The 15,543-nt window shown below is 68.6% G+C and carries 15 protein-coding genes; 11 read left to right on the top strand and 4 right to left on the bottom strand.

Features of this window, described 5'->3' with window-relative positions; all coding sequences use genetic code 11:
- Nucleotides 1-69: 69 nt before the first annotated feature.
- The gene (locus ACZ3HL_RS36165; protein ID WP_465535835.1) at nucleotides 70-1,071 is read right to left on the bottom strand and encodes a helix-turn-helix domain-containing protein; all 1,002 of its coding nucleotides are present in this window, start codon (nucleotides 1,069-1,071) and stop codon (nucleotides 70-72) included.
- 555 nt (nucleotides 1,072-1,626) lie between these two features.
- Here ACZ3HL_RS36165 and ACZ3HL_RS36160 point away from each other — a divergent pair.
- From ACZ3HL_RS36160 to ACZ3HL_RS36125, 8 genes are all read left to right on the top strand, one after another.
- Nucleotides 1,627-3,069, top strand: coding sequence for an FAD-binding protein (locus ACZ3HL_RS36160; RefSeq protein ID WP_465535834.1), 1,443 nt, complete (start codon nucleotides 1,627-1,629; stop codon nucleotides 3,067-3,069).
- Nucleotides 3,047-4,147, top strand: a complete 1,101-nt coding sequence (locus tag ACZ3HL_RS36155) for a Gfo/Idh/MocA family oxidoreductase (protein WP_465535832.1) — start codon at nucleotides 3,047-3,049, stop codon at nucleotides 4,145-4,147. Before ACZ3HL_RS36160 ends, ACZ3HL_RS36155 begins: the two co-directional genes overlap by 23 nt.
- Nucleotides 4,144-5,334, top strand: a complete 1,191-nt coding sequence (locus ACZ3HL_RS36150; protein WP_465420262.1) for a hypothetical protein — start codon at nucleotides 4,144-4,146, stop codon at nucleotides 5,332-5,334. Before ACZ3HL_RS36155 ends, ACZ3HL_RS36150 begins: the two co-directional genes overlap by 4 nt.
- A 110-nt stretch (nucleotides 5,335-5,444) precedes the next feature.
- Nucleotides 5,445-6,791, top strand: a complete 1,347-nt coding sequence (locus ACZ3HL_RS36145; protein ID WP_465420264.1) for a UDP-glucose dehydrogenase family protein — start codon at nucleotides 5,445-5,447, stop codon at nucleotides 6,789-6,791.
- Between the two features lie 68 nt (nucleotides 6,792-6,859).
- Nucleotides 6,860-8,473: a DHA2 family efflux MFS transporter permease subunit gene (locus tag ACZ3HL_RS36140; RefSeq protein ID WP_465535830.1), complete on the top strand. Its 1,614-nt coding sequence runs from the start codon at nucleotides 6,860-6,862 to the stop codon at nucleotides 8,471-8,473.
- Complete coding sequence (locus ACZ3HL_RS36135; protein ID WP_465420269.1) at nucleotides 8,427-9,419, top strand: isopenicillin N synthase family dioxygenase; 993 nt, start codon at nucleotides 8,427-8,429, stop codon at nucleotides 9,417-9,419. Before ACZ3HL_RS36140 ends, ACZ3HL_RS36135 begins: the two co-directional genes overlap by 47 nt.
- Nucleotides 9,420-9,523: 104 nt before the next feature.
- The gene (locus tag ACZ3HL_RS36130) at nucleotides 9,524-9,919 is read left to right on the top strand and encodes a YciI family protein (protein ID WP_465420496.1); all 396 of its coding nucleotides are present in this window, start codon (nucleotides 9,524-9,526) and stop codon (nucleotides 9,917-9,919) included.
- Entirely contained in the window at nucleotides 9,920-11,146 is a 1,227-nt protein-coding gene (locus ACZ3HL_RS36125) for an RNA polymerase sigma factor (RefSeq protein WP_465535829.1), read from the top strand.
- A 51-nt stretch (nucleotides 11,147-11,197) separates the two neighbouring features.
- Here ACZ3HL_RS36125 and ACZ3HL_RS36120 read toward each other — a convergent pair whose 3' ends face one another.
- On the bottom strand, nucleotides 11,198-12,055 hold the full coding sequence (locus ACZ3HL_RS36120; protein ID WP_465535827.1) for a hypothetical protein: 858 nt from the start codon (nucleotides 12,053-12,055) through the stop codon (nucleotides 11,198-11,200).
- Nucleotides 12,056-12,256: 201 nt separating this feature from the next.
- Entirely contained in the window at nucleotides 12,257-12,928 is a 672-nt protein-coding gene (locus tag ACZ3HL_RS36115) for a nitroreductase/quinone reductase family protein (protein ID WP_465535825.1), read from the bottom strand.
- A 103-nt stretch (nucleotides 12,929-13,031) separates the two neighbouring features.
- On the opposite strand from ACZ3HL_RS36115, the gene ACZ3HL_RS36110 reads away from it, so the two are divergent.
- Nucleotides 13,032-13,466, top strand: coding sequence for a MarR family transcriptional regulator (locus tag ACZ3HL_RS36110; protein WP_465535892.1), 435 nt, complete (start codon nucleotides 13,032-13,034; stop codon nucleotides 13,464-13,466).
- A gap of 8 nt (nucleotides 13,467-13,474) precedes the next feature.
- Nucleotides 13,475-13,801, top strand: coding sequence for a YciI family protein (locus ACZ3HL_RS36105; protein ID WP_465535823.1), 327 nt, complete (start codon nucleotides 13,475-13,477; stop codon nucleotides 13,799-13,801).
- Here the strand turns inward: ACZ3HL_RS36105 and ACZ3HL_RS36100 are convergent.
- The gene (locus tag ACZ3HL_RS36100; RefSeq protein ID WP_465535822.1) at nucleotides 13,798-14,622 is read right to left on the bottom strand and encodes a class I SAM-dependent methyltransferase; all 825 of its coding nucleotides are present in this window, start codon (nucleotides 14,620-14,622) and stop codon (nucleotides 13,798-13,800) included. The two genes, ACZ3HL_RS36105 and ACZ3HL_RS36100, sit on opposite strands and share 4 nt — an antisense overlap.
- 141 nt (nucleotides 14,623-14,763) lie before the next feature.
- Between ACZ3HL_RS36100 and ACZ3HL_RS36095 the strand changes: the two genes are divergently transcribed.
- The gene (locus ACZ3HL_RS36095; protein ID WP_465535820.1) at nucleotides 14,764-15,417 is read left to right on the top strand and encodes an NAD(P)-dependent oxidoreductase; all 654 of its coding nucleotides are present in this window, start codon (nucleotides 14,764-14,766) and stop codon (nucleotides 15,415-15,417) included.
- The last annotated feature ends 126 nt before the right edge of the window (nucleotides 15,418-15,543 follow it).

Below are 15,543 nucleotides of genomic sequence, written 5' to 3'. Positions count from 1 at the left end.
CAAAAACCTCGTGAGTGGTAAGGACGGTTCTAACCGTCCTTACCACTCACGAGCACCCCGGCCGGGCGCTCATGGCGGCGGGATCAGATCGATGAGGAACGTCTGGTCGGGAGCTCCGGAACAACGCTCCCGCACGACCTCCGTCCCCGCGACGGTGTCCAGGTCCCGCAGGCCGAGGCACTGGCTGGTGCCGACGGGCCGGATGACGAACCGTCCAGGCTCGGCCGGATCCGCCGAGGCGATGGTGAACAACTGGTCCATACCATCGTCGTCGCAGTCGTCGCGGGACTCGATCAGGTCGTGCCCCAGCCCTTCGTTCACGACCGTGAGGCAGCCGACCCCGGTCTCCGGATGGTGCCACTGGAACTGCACGGCGTTCTCTTCCCCGACGGGGTCGATGAACAGGCGCGGCGCCGCGTCGCCACCACAGATCTGCTGGGCGACGACGGCACCGGAATACAGCCGGGTCCGGTCCCGGCCTTCGGCCAGGCAGAACTCGGGAGACCGGGCGGGCCGGATCTGCGCCCAGCTACCCACTTCCCGCACGTCCAGCCCCGGCACCACGGCCGCGGTTTCCTTGGCCCTCGGGGACGCGCCGAACGACCTCGTCAGATAACCCAAGGTCCCGACGAGGACGACGCTCACGATCGCGGCCACGATCAGCGGCGCGCGCCAGCGCCGGTGGGCTCGCGGTTCCGGCTGCGGCTCCGGCGGCGAGACGGCTTCCACCTTCGTCTCGTCGGCGGGCCGCGGTGGAGCCCCCATCGCGATCCGTGTCCGCGAGTCGAGCCACCGCCGTATCTCTTCGTCGTTCAGTCCGCACGCGCGCGTGAACGTCTCGACGAACGATTCGCGGGGCAATGTGGTGCGGCCGAGAGTGGTCGCGACCGTACTCGCCGGAAGTGTTCCCCCTAGTTCTTTCGCCCGCCCGGCCAACTGCCGATAAGTCAATCCGGACCACGTTCTCAATACACGCAGTGCTGCTGTGAACTCAGCCGGTGAAGCCGTCGAGTCCGGCGGTTGAACCGTCGCCGGCGACTCCCCGTCGTCGCCCCCCTCATCAACGATCATCGCTCTAGATTGACTGAGCCGATCTCAGCCGCGATACCGCCATTCAGCGGCGCCGGAAACCGCTGTTCGGACCACTCGAACGATTTCGAACAAGGCCGAACTGGCCGAAGGTTGCCCCTGCGCTGGTCAGGAAGTCAGGCTGGCCACAGTCGGCCTCGACACCGACCGAACTTGGGGAGGCTCGGGAAAGCCGGGCCGGAAAAAAATGAGCAAACCAGAGGCATCCGCACGATCATCGTCAAGGGCGACGGCGAACCCGGCGGAAACTCCTGGTTCATCTCGGAAGGCGTCCACTGAAATCTCTGTACTGAACACCGGATGACGCCGGCATCGCCCGTATGGGGCGGCCGATGCGCTGAATCCGAAGAAAGACCCTCGTGCGCCGCACATCTGAGCACACGCGAGGAGTGAACGCTGCGATTTCCGCAGTGAACCGACCGTTCGACGCCCGTTCGAGGGCATAACCCTTCGCCATGCCCTCCGGGGACACGGCTCGGTCTCGTTCGAACTCGGTCGTCCCTGAATGGCGAACATCGGATTTGTGGAGCGTTGTTGATGGATAACGGTCGAAATACCGTCGCCGAGAGGCAGGTAGTCGTCATCGGCGCCGGTAATGCGGGTCTCTGCGCGGGGATTGCCGCACTACAGGCGGGCGCGACGGCGGTCAGCGTCCTCGAAGCCGCACCGAAACAATTACGCGGCGGGAACAGTTCCCTGACCAGGACCATGCGTTTCTCCTGGCCGGGAAGCCCATTCATCGCCACCCTGTTGCGGGAGGCGGACAAGGGCCGGGTCGACGAGATCCTGGCCGGCCGGTCGGGATACACCGACGAGCAGTACCTCGGCGATTGGCTGGCGGTGTCCGGCGATCAGGTGGACGTCGCCCTCATCGAATCGATCATCCGCCGTTCGACGGACACGATCACCTGGATGCGCGACTTCGGTCAGCGCTGGGCGCCGCGACCGACCCCACTGCCCGGAGACGTGCCGATCGTCCTCGACGGGGGTGGCCAGAGCCTGCAGGACCGGAACTTCGACCGGTTCGAACAGCTCGGTGGCTCGGTCTTCTACGACAGCGCGGTCACCGGTTTCGAACGGACCGCGGACGGCCGGTATCTGCTCCACGGTTCCGGCCCCGCGTTCCCGATGCTCGCCGGCGCGCTGGTGCTGGCGTCGGCGGGCTTCGAGGCGAACGACCGGCTGCGTGAACGCCACCTCGGCGAGCAGTGGCGGGACGTGAAGCTGCGCGGCGTCCCGTTCAACGAAGGGGCCCCGCTGGCGGCGGCCGTCGACCTCGGCGCCGACACCGCGGGCAACTGGGAAAAGTGCCACACCACGCCGCAGGGCATCAACCTGCCCGACCACATGCTGCCGGGCCAGATGCACAAATCCCACGGTCTCGCCCGCTACGCCTTTCCGCTGGGCGTCGTGGTCAACCGGGAGGGGCGCCGGTTCTTCGACGAATCCGGTGGCTACAGCAACCTCACCTACGTCACGCTGGGCCAGAAGATCCAGGAACAGCCCGGAAGGATCGCCTTCCAGATCTTCGACGACAAGGTCGTCTCGGCGGGCGCGCTCCCGAAGGGCTACGTCGGTGACCCGGCGTCGGTGTCCGTCTCCTCGCTCGAAGAAGGCGCCCGGCGGCTCGGCATCGACGCGGCGACCCTGACCGCCGAAGTCCAGCGGCTGCACTCCGGCCAGGCGGAGAAGCGCCTCGACACGCCCCCGTTCCTGTTCGTCCCGGTGGTCTGCGGGCTGACCTTCACCTACGGCGGGCTGTCCGTGACCCCGGACGCCGAGGTGCGCGGCGGCGGCGAGCCGATCAGCGGCCTCTACGCGGCGGGCGTGATCGTCGGCGGCCTTTACGACCAGGGCTACCCCGGCGGCACCGGCCTGATGGCGGGCGCCGTGCTGGGGCGGGCGGCGGGCACGTCCGCCGCCCGTCACGCCATCCGGTCACGGGGAGGGGAAGCCCGTGTCGGCACCAGCGCTGGCTGAGAAGACGATCGTGATCGTCGGGCTCGGCAAGATCGGCTCGCTGTACGCCGCGTGTTACGGCCAGGCGGGGCACCGGATCCGCACGGTGGACATCGGCGACGGCGCCGACTGGGAGCGGGTGGCGCAGGTGCCGGATCCCTCGGCGGTCGACGCCTGGGTGGTCGCCACCCCGACGGCGACCCATCTCGCGATCGTCGACGAGATCCTGCGGCAGCGGTCCGACGCCCGTGTCCTGCTGGAGAAACCGGCCTGCTACCCGGACGACCTCGCCGATCTCGGCCGCACGGTCCGGCGCCATCCCCGTGCCCGGATCATCGTCAACGACGTGTACTCGCACAGCGAAGCCGTGCAGCGCTTCGCGGCGTCGGTGCGGGAATCCGCCGGGGCCGACCCGATCAGGAAGATCACCGTCGAATTCACCAAGAACCGGGAATTCGACGTCGCGAACGGCAGGTTCGTCGACACCCGGTACGGCGAGGCCGGCTACGAGGGCTTCCACATGCTGAGCATCCTGCGCGCGATCCTCCCCGCCGCGGAGTACCGGACGTATCTGCGCACGGTGCCGTCGTCGGTGACGCCGGAGATGCGGGTGCGGACCACGGCTCCCGGCATTCCGGAGGTCGAGCTCTACACGTCGTCGACCGGCGCCATCGCCTTCCCCGAGCTGGCCGGATTCGCTTTCCCGGAGAGGGTTTCGAAGGACTTCATCGTCCCTTCGGTGATCCCGTACGGATCCGAGTTCCGGTACCGGTTCGCGGACGTCGAGTTCCGCTCCGGGAAGCACGTCACCTTGGTCTTCGAACCGTTCTTCGGCGCGGATCCTGACCACAAGAACATCCACACCGTCCACATCCGGGACACCGCCGCTCCGGCGCGCCATTTCCGCATCGCCGTCAACCATTTCAAGGAGGCGCTTCTGACCCAGCTGGACCTTTTGCAGCACCTCGGTGAGGGCACCACGGTGGTCCGCCCCGCCGAGCACCGGTTCCTCGCCGCGCTGGGTTCGGCGATGTTCACCGGAACCTTCCCGCAGACAACGGAAAACGAGAAGTTCGCACGAATTGGGAGCGAAGCATGACGCGAAGCATCGAGGATCTTTCGACACTGTTGCGGCCGGCCAAGGACATGCTGCCCGAAGTCTCGGACCGCGACGTGGCGCTGGCCGAGGTCACCGGCCAGATCAAGAACGACGACGCCGCCCGGGCGCTGTTCGCGAAGGCGTGCCGGTTCGAGGCACCCTTCACCGCGAGCTGGATCCACGGCCCCGGTGACGAATCCCCTTACCTGTCACTGGAACTGGCCGCGTCGTCGCTGGACGACGACCGGTATCGCGCCCTGCTCGCCGACGTCGTGCTGTCGACGTCGACCTCGATCCCTTACGACTACCGGGCGTTGGCCGCGGAACGGCTCGTACAGGCCGGGACGGGCGAGTACGCCGGTGCCCTCCAGGAGGTCGTCGACTCCTACGAACCGCTGCCCGCCCGGGGGTTGCAGGCGAAGATCGCCGTCCCCACCGACGGTATCGACCACCTCTTCGACATCCCCGAAACGGTGACCGGCAGGCTCAACCTCCTGATCGCGGCCAGCCGGGCGAAAACGCTGGAGAGCAGGCATATGCTCGCCGTGCGGATCCTCGCGAACGGTGTCCTGCCGGAGGAACCGGTCGGCGAGGCGGAGCGGCTGATCCTCGAAGACGTCGGGACGGCCATGGTGGCGCCGTCGGACTACCTCGTGCCGTGGGACCAGGAATTCCCCGGGGAGCACGGCTCCGGCCTCACGCTCGCGGAACTGGTGCGCATCACCTTGATGTGCGGCGAGTTCTCGCTTCCGGACACGACCGTGCGGCCGATCCTGGTCGACTTCTACCGGTCGGTGCTGCGCACCTGCGGCCGCTCCATCATCGGCCTTTCGGCGGGGGTGTTCCATGTGGAGCACGGCACGCTCGCCACGCCTTCGTACTACTACCAGGGCCGCGACGCGATCCTCGGCAAGGGCTGCGTGATCGACTGCGTCGGCGGGGCGGTGCTGCAGTCGGGTTCGTTCCTCGGCGGCGGCTACATGCCGATCCTGATCCACACCCACAAGCACATCCGCAAGGGCGGCCAGGCCGCCGCCTCGGAGCGGAAGCAGATCCTGCCGTGCGTCTTCGCGGCGGAGGCGGGCGCCCGCTATCCGATGGACGCCATCGGCCTGTTCGAAACGGTGGACTACCTCGGCAAGGAGACCCCGTACGTGGGGATCAAGGCGATCCCGCACGCCAAATGACACGACGTTCGTCCGGCTGAAGATCCGTATCTCGCGATGTCGCCGGGCAGCGCGGCTCCGTGCCGCCCGGCGACATCGAAAACTGGAGGGTAAGGGAAATGGGTGCAACCATGGGGGCTGAAGTCGCCGTCATCGGCGCGGGCTACGTCGGGCTGACCACGGCCGCGTGTCTTTCGTCCTTGGGACACCGCGTCGTCTGCGCGGACGTCGACCAGGAAAAGCTCGACGCGCTGCAGCGCGGTGAAGCCACCATCAGGGAACCGGGTATCTGCGAACTCGTGGTGGACGGGCTGGCGTCCGGGCGGCTGCGGTTCGTCCTCGGCGCGAGCGCGGCGGCGGCCGGGGCGGATATCGTGATCCTCTGCGTGCCGACCCCGATGGGCGCGAGCGGCGCGGCGGATCTGACCACCTTGGAAGCCGTCGTGGCCGAGGTGCGGGATCTCCTGCCGCCCGGCTGCGTCGTGGTGAACAAGTCGACGGTCCCCGTCGGCACGGCGGCCCGCGTCGCGGACCTGATCGATCGCCCCGATGTCGCGGTCGTGTCCAATCCCGAATTCCTGCGCGAGGGGTTCGCGGTCCACGACTTCCTGAACCCCGACCGGGTCGTGGTCGGTTCGGCCGATCGCGACCCGGTCCCCGCCCGCCGGGTCGCCGAGCTGTACGAGAAGCTCGACACCTCCGTGCTGGTGACCGATTCCGCGAGCGCGGAGATGATCAAGTACGCGTCCAACTGCTACCTCGCGACGCGTCTGTCCTTTGTGAACACCGTCGCGGAGCTGTGCGAGTACCTCGACGCGAGCATCGACGACGTGACGACCGGGATGGGATACGACGAGCGGATCGGCAAAGCGTTCCTGCGACCGGGCCCCGGCTGGGGCGGCTCCTGCCTGCCGAAGGACACTTTCGCGCTGCTGCGCACCGCGGAGTCGGCGGGCAGCGATTTCGCCTTGCTGCGAGCGGCGATCGAAACCAACGTGAAGCAGCAGGAGCTCGTGGTCGACAAGGTGCGCAAGGCCGTCGGCGGCGACCTGGCAGGCGTCCGGATCGGCCTGCTCGGCTTGACTTTCAAGGCCGGGACGGACGATCTACGGGATTCCCCGTCGCTGGCGATCGCGGCGCTGCTGGCCGCCGAAGGCGCGGAACTGACCGGCTACGACCCCAGCGTCCACGCGCCGGTGGCGGGCGTGACGGACGGCGTCCGGATCGCCGGGACCGCCTATCACGCGGCGAACGGGGCGGCGGCGGTCGTACTGCTGACCGAATGGCCGGAGTTCCGCGCCCTCGACTGGGGGCGGATCGCCGACCGGCTCGACGGCGGGGCCGTCATCGACACCCGGAACCTGCTCGATCCGCACACCGTCGCGCGGACCGGGCTCGTCTACCAGGGCATCGGCCGTCCGGACAGCGTCTGGGCCCCCGTGGCGCCCGTCGCCGAAATGGTCACGCAAGCAGGTTGACCCCGGGGACGGACGGCGGGCGTGCCTGCCCGTCGTCCCTCCCTTCCGGCGCCGGAACAGGAGGACCGATGGCGAAGCGAACCCGGCCCTGGCCAGCGCTTTTCGCACTGTGCCTGGGTTTCTTCATGGTCATGCTCGACATCAGCATCGTGAACATCGCGGTGCCGTCGATGGTGCGCGAACTCGGCACCGAACTGACCGCGGTGATCTGGGTGACCAGCGTGTACCTGCTCGCCTACGCCGTCCCGATCCTGCCCGCCAGCAGGCTGGGCGACCGGTTCGGGCCGAAACGCGTCTTCGTCGCCGGGTTGCTGGTGTTCACCGCGGCGTCGCTCTGGTGCGGGCTCGCCGGTGACGTGGAGACACTCGTCGCCGCCCGCGCGGTGCAGGGTTTCGGTGCCGCGTTGATGACCCCGCAGACCACGGCCTTCATCACGCATCTGTTCCCGCCGGACGAACGCGGTCCGGCCATGGGCGCCTGGGGCAGTGTCGCGGGCCTCGCCATGATCGCCGGGCCGGTAGTGGGCGGGGTGCTCGTCGACCGGCTCGGCTGGGAATGGATCTTCTTCGCGAACGTCCCGGTCGGGCTGACCGCGCTGGCGCTCACCGTCGTCCTCGTCCCCGACTGGCGGCCGGGGAATTCGCACCGCTTCGACGTTCCCGGCATCCTGCTCTTCGGCGCGGGTCTCGTCTGCGTCGTGTTCGGCATCCAAAATGGACAGACCTACGGCTGGGGCACGGCCTTCGAGGTCGTCGGGGCGGGAGTGCTGCTACTGGGTGGTTTCGTCCTGTGGCAACGGGCCAACCGCCGCGAACCGCTGCTGCCGCTGCGGATCTTCCGCCACCGCGACTTCTCACTCGGTGCCGCGTCCGCGGTGACGGTCGGTTTCACGATGACGAGCATGCTTCTGCTGTTCGTCATCTACGTCCAATCAGTGCTCGGCCTGTCCCCGGCCGACGCCGGACTGCTCATCGCGCCGCTCGCCCTGGTGTCCGGCGGCGTCGCGCCGTTCGCGGGCAGGCTCTCGGACCGGGTGAACCCCAAGTACCTGCTGGCGTTCGGAATGCTCTCGTTGAGCAGCGGCCTGTGTCTCGTCTCGCTGGTGATCATCCCGGCGAGCTCGCCGCAGGCCCTGCTCCCCGGGCTGCTGCTCTGCGGCCTCGGGGTCGGGTTCACCTTCTCCCCGATGAACAACGTGACCCTCAACTCCGTCGAGCGTTCGCTGGTCGGCAGCGCGTCGGGCATCTTCAACACCGCCCGCCAGGTCGGCGGGGTGCTCGGCGGCGCGGCCGTCGGTGTCCTGGTGGAGGCGCGGGCCGGCGCCTCGATGACGGCACGGGCGAGCGAAGCGGCGGCGGCCTTGCCCGCCGAGTTCCGGCAGCGGTTCATCGACGGGTTCGCCGGGGAGTCCGGGGCCGCTGCCGCCGCCAGCGAGTTCGGCGGCACTCCGGAGATCGCCGCGGATCTGCCGTCGGAGATCGCGGCCCAGGCCCGGGAACTGGCCGCGCAGGTGACCGGCGCCGCGCTCACGGACGCGGTCAAGGCCGCCTTCCTGCTTCCCGTCGGCGCGCTGATCCTCGGCCTTGCGTGCTCGGTGAGTATGCGTGGCACCCGTACCGGGCTACCGTCGGTCCATGACACTCGTACCGACGGTCGATCTGAGCGCTTGGCACGACGGTGACCGCACACAGCTCGCGCACGCCGTCGACGAGGCATTGAGGCGCGTCGGGTTCCTTCAGGTCGTCGGGCACGGCGTCCCCCGGGCGAAGATCGACGACATGTGCGAAGCGACCGCTGCCTTCTTCGCGCTCCCTGTCGAGGAGAAGCTCCGATCCGCGCCGGCCGACCGAGCCTCGGATCGCGGGTACGCGGCCGAAGGCACCGAAGGGCTGGCGTACAGCCTCGGCGAGACGACACCGCCCGACCTGTCGGAATCGTTCGTCATCGGCGCGGAGCACATCGACGGCGACGACCCCTATGGTTTCTTCGCCCCCAACATCTGGCCCGAGCTGCCGGAGAACCTGCGTCCCGCGCTCACCGCGTACGCCGACGAAGCACACCGGGTCGCGCGAGTGCTGCTGGAGATCTTCGAGAAGGCGCTCGGGCTCCCTGACGGCTACCTCGACGCGTACACCCGGCATCCGACACGCACCTTGCGGGTGAATCACTTCGAGCGCCGCGCCGGAGCGTCCGAGCCCTTGCCGGGCCAGATGCGGCTCGGCGCGCACACCGACTACGGCATCGTCACCGTCCTCTACGCCGACCCCGTCCCCGGCCTGCAGATCCACGGCCCCGACGGTGCCTGGCACGACGTCATCCCCGCTGAAGACGCGCTGGTGGTGAACCTCGGCGACCTCACCGCGCAATGGACCAACGACCGCTGGCGCTCCACCCTGCACCGGGTCGTGCCGCCGTCCGGGCCGGGGCCGTCACGGCGGCGCAGCGTGGCGTTCTTCTTCGACGGCGACCACGACGCACGGTTCGAATGCCTCCCGACCTGCCATTCCGACGGCAACCCGCCGAAATATCCGCCGGTACTGGGCGGCGAGCACCTCTACGCCAAGATCACCGGCGGGCGGACCCTGGAACCCGCCGACGCGATGAACACCGCGGCCGGCCGCGGCTGAGAAAGAATTCCGGCGAACCATGTCCGGTCCGGTCCGGCGGCTCCGACGTCCCCGGCAGAAGGCACCGGAGCGGTGCCCGCCGAGAGGAGAGAACCGTGAAATACATGATCATGATGTTCGGGTCGCAGAAGGACCTCACCGACATCGCCGGCGCCTGGAGCAGCGACGAGGTCAAGGCCCTGCACGAGTTCATGACCAAGTGGAACAACGATCTGGTCGAATCGGGCGAGTTCGTCGACGCTCAGGGCCTCTCCCAGCCCGCGCACGCCCGCCGCATCTCCCTGCGCGACGGCGCCCCTGTGGTGACGGACGGGCCGTATGCCGAGACGCAGGAGGTCCTGGTCGGGTACACGACCGTGGACTGCGCGAGCTACGACCGGGCGACCGAGATCGCGGCCCAGCTGGCGGCCACCCCGCATCCGGAGGGCAGCGACTTCGGCCGCGACTGGTACGTCGACATCCGGCCGTGCGCCGACAGCTTCGAAGAACTGGAGCTCTAGATGCGGGACACCGGCGTCGAAGACCTGCTGCGCGAGCTGTCGCCGCAGGTCCTCGGCGCCGTCGTCCGCCGCTACGGTCACTTCGACCTGGCGGAGGACGCGACGCAGGAGGCGCTGCTCGCGGCCGCGACTCAATGGCCCGCCGAGGGGCGGCCCGAAAATCCGCGCGCGTGGCTCATCACCGTCGCCTCGCGGCGGCTGACCGACCTGCTCCGCGCCGAGCAGGCGCGACGCCGTCGCGAGGACGACGTCGTCCAGCGGACCTTGCCGGAGGAACACCTCGCCCCCGCCGCGGACCGGCGTGCCGCCGACTCCGACGACACGCTCGTCCTGCTCTTCCTGTGCTGCCATCCGTCCCTGTCCCCCGCGTCGCAGATCGCGCTGACCCTGCGGGCGGTGGGCGGCCTCACCACGGCGGAGATCGCCCGCGCGTTCCTGGTGCCCGAAGCGACGATGACCCGGCGGATCAGCCGCGCGAAGGCCGGTGTCAAGGCCAGCGGTGTCCCGTTCGGCATGCCGCCGGAAACGGGACGGCTCGACGCGGTGCTCCACGTGCTGTACCTGATCTTCACCGAGGGATACACGAGCACGTCCGGCCCCGATCTGGTGCGGAGCGACCTGTCCGCCGAAGCCATCCGGCTGACCAGGATCGTCCACCGGCTGCGGCCGGACGACAGCGAGGTCACCGGGTTGCTCGCGCTGATGCTGCTCACCGACGCGCGCCGTCCGGCGAGGACGGGGCCGGACGGCGCGCCGATCCCGATGTCCGAACAGGACCGGGACCGGTGGAACACCGGGTACATCACCGAGGGTGTCGCGCTGCTGTCCGAAGCGCTGCCGCACGGGCCGACGGGGCAGTACCAGATCCAGGCGGCCATCGCCGCGTTGCACGACGAGGCGCCGAGCGCCGAGAAGACCGACTGGCCGCAGATCGAGGCGCTGTACGCACTTCTGCTGCGGCTCTCCGACAATCCGGTGGTGTCGCTGAACCACGCCGTCGCCGTCGGGATGGCCCGAGGACCGCGAGAGGGCTTGGCGGCGTTGGAAGAGCTCGGCGACCGGATCTCCGGTGACCACCGGTTCCACGCCGCCCGCGCGCACCTGCTTGAGATGGCCGGAGACACCGCCGAAGCCGTCGAGTCCTATGTGGACGCCGCGCGACGGGCCACGAGCCTGCCGCAGCAGCGCTATCTCCACGCCCGTGCCGAACGCCTACGGGAGTCGTGAGTGGTAAGGACGGTTCTAACCGTCCTTACCACTCACGACCCACCAGGAGTGTCAGCAGCTGACCAGGAGACCGGTGATCGCCGTGCAGGTCGACGACGCGGTGTCGTTGGCCGCGTTCGGGTCGGCGACGGAACTCTGCGTGATCTTCGCGGTCGTCTTGACCGGTCCGACGGTCAGCAGCCCGGTCGCGACCGAGAACTTGGCCGTGGCACTGGCTCCGGAGGCGAGCGACGAGAAGTCACAGTTCACGACCTTCGTGCCGCCCGGGTTCGAGCAGGCGGAGGAGCCGGTGAAACGCAGCCCGTTCCCGAGGGCCGACGCCACCCGGATCCCGGACGCCGCGGCCGGGCCCGCGTTCGTGACCTTGACCGTGTAGTCGATCGACGAGGTCAAGAGCCCGCGCGGGGACGCGGTCAGGGTGACCCCGAGGTCGGCGGCGGTCGTGCCGCCGGTGATGGTCAGCACGGGGCCGTCGAACGTCTCGAAACTGTAGTTCTCACCCAGGAACTGGTGCCGAAGGGTCACGGGGCCGAGCGGGGCGTCGTCCTTGATCCGCAGCGTGAACGTCACCTTGCGGCTGTCGCCGGGAGCCACGTCCCCGACCCCGCCGCGGATGCTCACGACGTGCGAGCTGCAACTGAGCGCGCCCGGGCACGAGACGACCTCGGCGATCCCCGTGAGCGGTGTCTCGGCGGTGTAGAGCGTCGCCGCCCCTCCCTCGATGGCCGCGTCCGTGAGCGCGTTGTACAGCGAGTGCTCGACGGTGAACGTCTGTCCACGCTGGACAGTGGTCGGGCCGACCACCACCGAACTGGTGGGAGTCTCGGCGAAGGCGGGTGCCGGGGACACGACCGTGATGGTGGCGGCCGCGACCACGAGCGACAGAAGTGTGGCTCTTCGAAGCTTCATCGGTTCTCACAATCCCGGTCGTCGGTGCGGACAACGATCAGTCGCCGGGTGGCGGGCGTTCGTTACCGGTGTTTCCCGCCGGATGGCCCGCCGCCCTCACCCGCTCGGAGTAGCCCACCCGCGTGTTCCCAGTGCGCAGCACCCGTCTTCGGTCAGCAGTTCGATCATCACGCTCGTTCCCAAGCTGTGACAAACCTTCGCCTAAGCCGCATCGTCGCCGCGAAGCGCGGGAATCAGGTTCGCCTCCTCGTAGGCGAAATGCTCTTCGAGCCCCTTCACGACGCGCTCGAACTCCTCTCGCAACGCGGCGCGTTCGATCTTCCCGTCGCCCTGCAGCAGTTGATCGAGATCGCGCAGTGCGCGGGAAACAGTTTCGTGCTCCTGACGCAGCCGCTTCAGCGCCGGCGCGAGCCCGGGATGGGCCTTCTCGATCGCGGTGAACGCGCCGTCCTCCCGGAGATGATGCATGCGCAGGTCGTTGCAGAAGGTCACGCAATGGCCGAGCAGTTCGCGCCTCAGCTCCGGCCGGCCCACGGCGGGCACGCCGTCGAGTTCGGCCCGTGCGGCCGCCAGTGTCTTGCGGAGCTCCCCGTGGTGGACGAGCAGCTGATCGGCGATCGCCCGGCCGCGGGCGGCGTCGACCTCCAAGAGATGCAGCGCGAAACCCGCTTCCTCACCCTCGAGCGGCACGGCACGCGCGGCATGCGGCACGCCGTCGATCTCGAGTGTCGCTTGTGGACTGACCAGAAGGTCGCGATACCAAGCGGAATCGCGGTCGGGCGCGAAAACCAGGTACCGGCTTCCGGACGGGCGGCAGTCGACACGAGTGGTGCGGGGACGCCCCGATTCGGCGTCCGCGGTGGTCACCAGCACCGGTACTCCCAGGTAGCATCATCGTGAAAGCTATTTTGCTTTGCAAACAAAGTCTCTTTGCTTGCAAAGGTATCCAGGAGGGCGGCCGGTGTCAACCGAGGACATGGAAGTCGACGACGCCGTGCGGGCTTTGCTGCTGCTCATGCCACGGATGGTCGGACGCGCGAAGCGGATCAAGATCCCCGAAGAACTCCAGTCGTTGTCACTGGCTCCGCGGCATCTGTCCTTGTTGTCGTACCTGCTCTTCGACGGGCCCATGACGGTGAACGAACTGGCCGAACGGCTCGAGGTCGCCCCGACCACGGTGAGCCTGATGGTCGGCGAACTGACCAAGAAGGACGTACTCGACCGGCGCGAGGACGAGGCGGACCGGCGGCGGCGGATCGTCGCGATCGCCGAGCGGATGCGGCCCGCGATCGACGGCTGGCTCGCACAGGGCGCCCGAGCCTGGCAGAAGGCGCTCACGCCGTTGACCCCGGCCGAACGGCGCATGTTCATCGATACCCTGCGCGCCTACGAAGACGGACTGACCGACTAGGAGGAACAGTGCGTTACCTGCTCATGCTCTGCGGGACCGACGGCGATCCGGCGGTCACCACCGACATCACCGAACCCTGCCACGCCTGGAGCGAAGAGATGACGCGGCGCGGCCTGCGTGTCAAGGGAATGGGACTGCGTCCACCCGGCTCGGCGACGACCGTCCGCGTCCGCGGCGGCGAGGCACTGCTCACGGACGGGCCGTTCGCCGAGACGAAGGAACAGATCGGCGGCATCAACATCCTCGAATGCGACAGCCGCGAACAAGCCATCGAGGCGGCGAAGACCCATCCGTGGGCCGCGATCGGCACGATCGAGGTCCGCGAACTGCTTTAGGCGATCCGGACGGTGACCTGGTTGTCGGTGTAGGTGTAGGCCACGTATTCGAATTCGACGCCGGTCCGTTCGACGTACTCCAGCCACGCCCGGTGCTCGTGCCGCTGCCAGCCGGGATAATTGAAGAACTCGTCGAAATGCACGATGCTGCCGGGCCGCAGACGCGGGCCCACCAGATCGAGCACGGTTTTCGCGGAGCTGTACAGATCGCCGTCCACGTGCAGGAAATCGACGACACCTTCGTGCCGCTCGAGAAAGCCGGGAAGCGTGTCCGCGAAAAGACCGACGACGAGTTCGGCGCCGGGGACGTCCGGCAGGTCGTCGCGCGCGAACGCCCCGGCGGGCATCCCGTTGAGCCAGTTCTCCGGCAATCCCTGGAACCAGTCGAATCCGTAGGTCTCGACACCGCCGCGGGCCCTGGCGATCGCACCCAGCGTGTTCCCGGTCGCGACGCCGAATTCGAGGGCCATTCCTCCGGACGGGGCAAGGGAAAGCGCGTACGCGAGTGTCTCTTCCGGACTCGCGAAGTGCTTGGTCCCGGTCAGGTGCTCACGGGCGAAACGATTGCTGTCCTTGGCGGCGTCCTGATCGCCCGCGTAGATGATGTCGCGACGGCTCCGGATTTCGAACTCGACGATCCGATCGAAACAGCGATCCCCTTGCCGGACGATCTCTTCGCGCAGTTCCGCGGCGACCCGTTCCAATTCCTCCGTATAAGGATCATGGAATCGAAGGGCGAGCCGGTGCAGGCCCCGGCCGAGCGTGCCACGAGCCGACCGGCCCAGGGTTTTCAGGGCTGAATGGGGTACCAGGTGACGCATCCCGGGACGATACACCAGCGCCATCCGGGTGAACGGGGCCGGAATGGGAGAGGCCGGTTTCGTTGCGGTAACCGAGGGGTCCGCTCCTAGCATCGTGATCACCGCCGGCACTCGGGTACCGGCACGGAAAAAGGGAGCACGATGAGCAGGATCGTCATCTTCGGAGCGGGTGGACGCGGCGGGCGCCGCGCCGTCGCCGAAGCCGTGAGCCGCGGGCACGAGGTCACCGCCGCCGTGCGGGATCCCGGTCGCCACAAGGATCTCGCCGGGGACCACGTCACCCTGGCCGCCGCCGACGTCACCGTCGCGGACGACATCGCGAAGGCCGTTGCCGGGCACGACGCCGCGATAAGTTCCATCTACCGCGCGGATCTCCCGTCGCGCGAGTACTACCCGGCCGCCGCGCACGCGCTGATCGACGGCCTCGGCCGGGCCGGTGTCGCGAGACTGGTCGTCGTCGGCGTGGGGTCGGCGCTGGAGATCGCTCCGGGCGTCGCGTTCCACGACCAGCCGGGCTGGCCGCCCGAGCACCGCGAGTTCTCACTCGGGCACACGGCGGAGCTGGAGGTCTTCCGTGCGTCCGGCGACGGGCTCGACTGGGTGGTCGTCGCGCCGCCGCCGGTGATGCTCGACGAGCACGCCGAGCGCACGGGCGAGTACCGCAGCGGGGATCACCGGGTGCTGCCGCGCGCGGCGGACGCGGGTCCGTTCTCCTACGCGGACCTCGCGGTCGCGCTGGTCGACGAGATCGAGCGGCCGAAGCATTCACGGATGATGGTCGCGATCGACCACTGACCGGTGTCGTGAGTGGCGATGCCGCGTGTGTCGTCCGTCCAATCACGCGTGTCGTCCGTCCAATCACGTGTGATGTCCGTCCAATCACGCGAAACGGTCACCCGCGGACCGGCAGTAGGCACCCAA

It is taken from the genome of Amycolatopsis sp. NPDC000009 (assembly GCF_055563465.1).
This window is presented reverse-complemented; position numbering and strand designations above follow the sequence as displayed.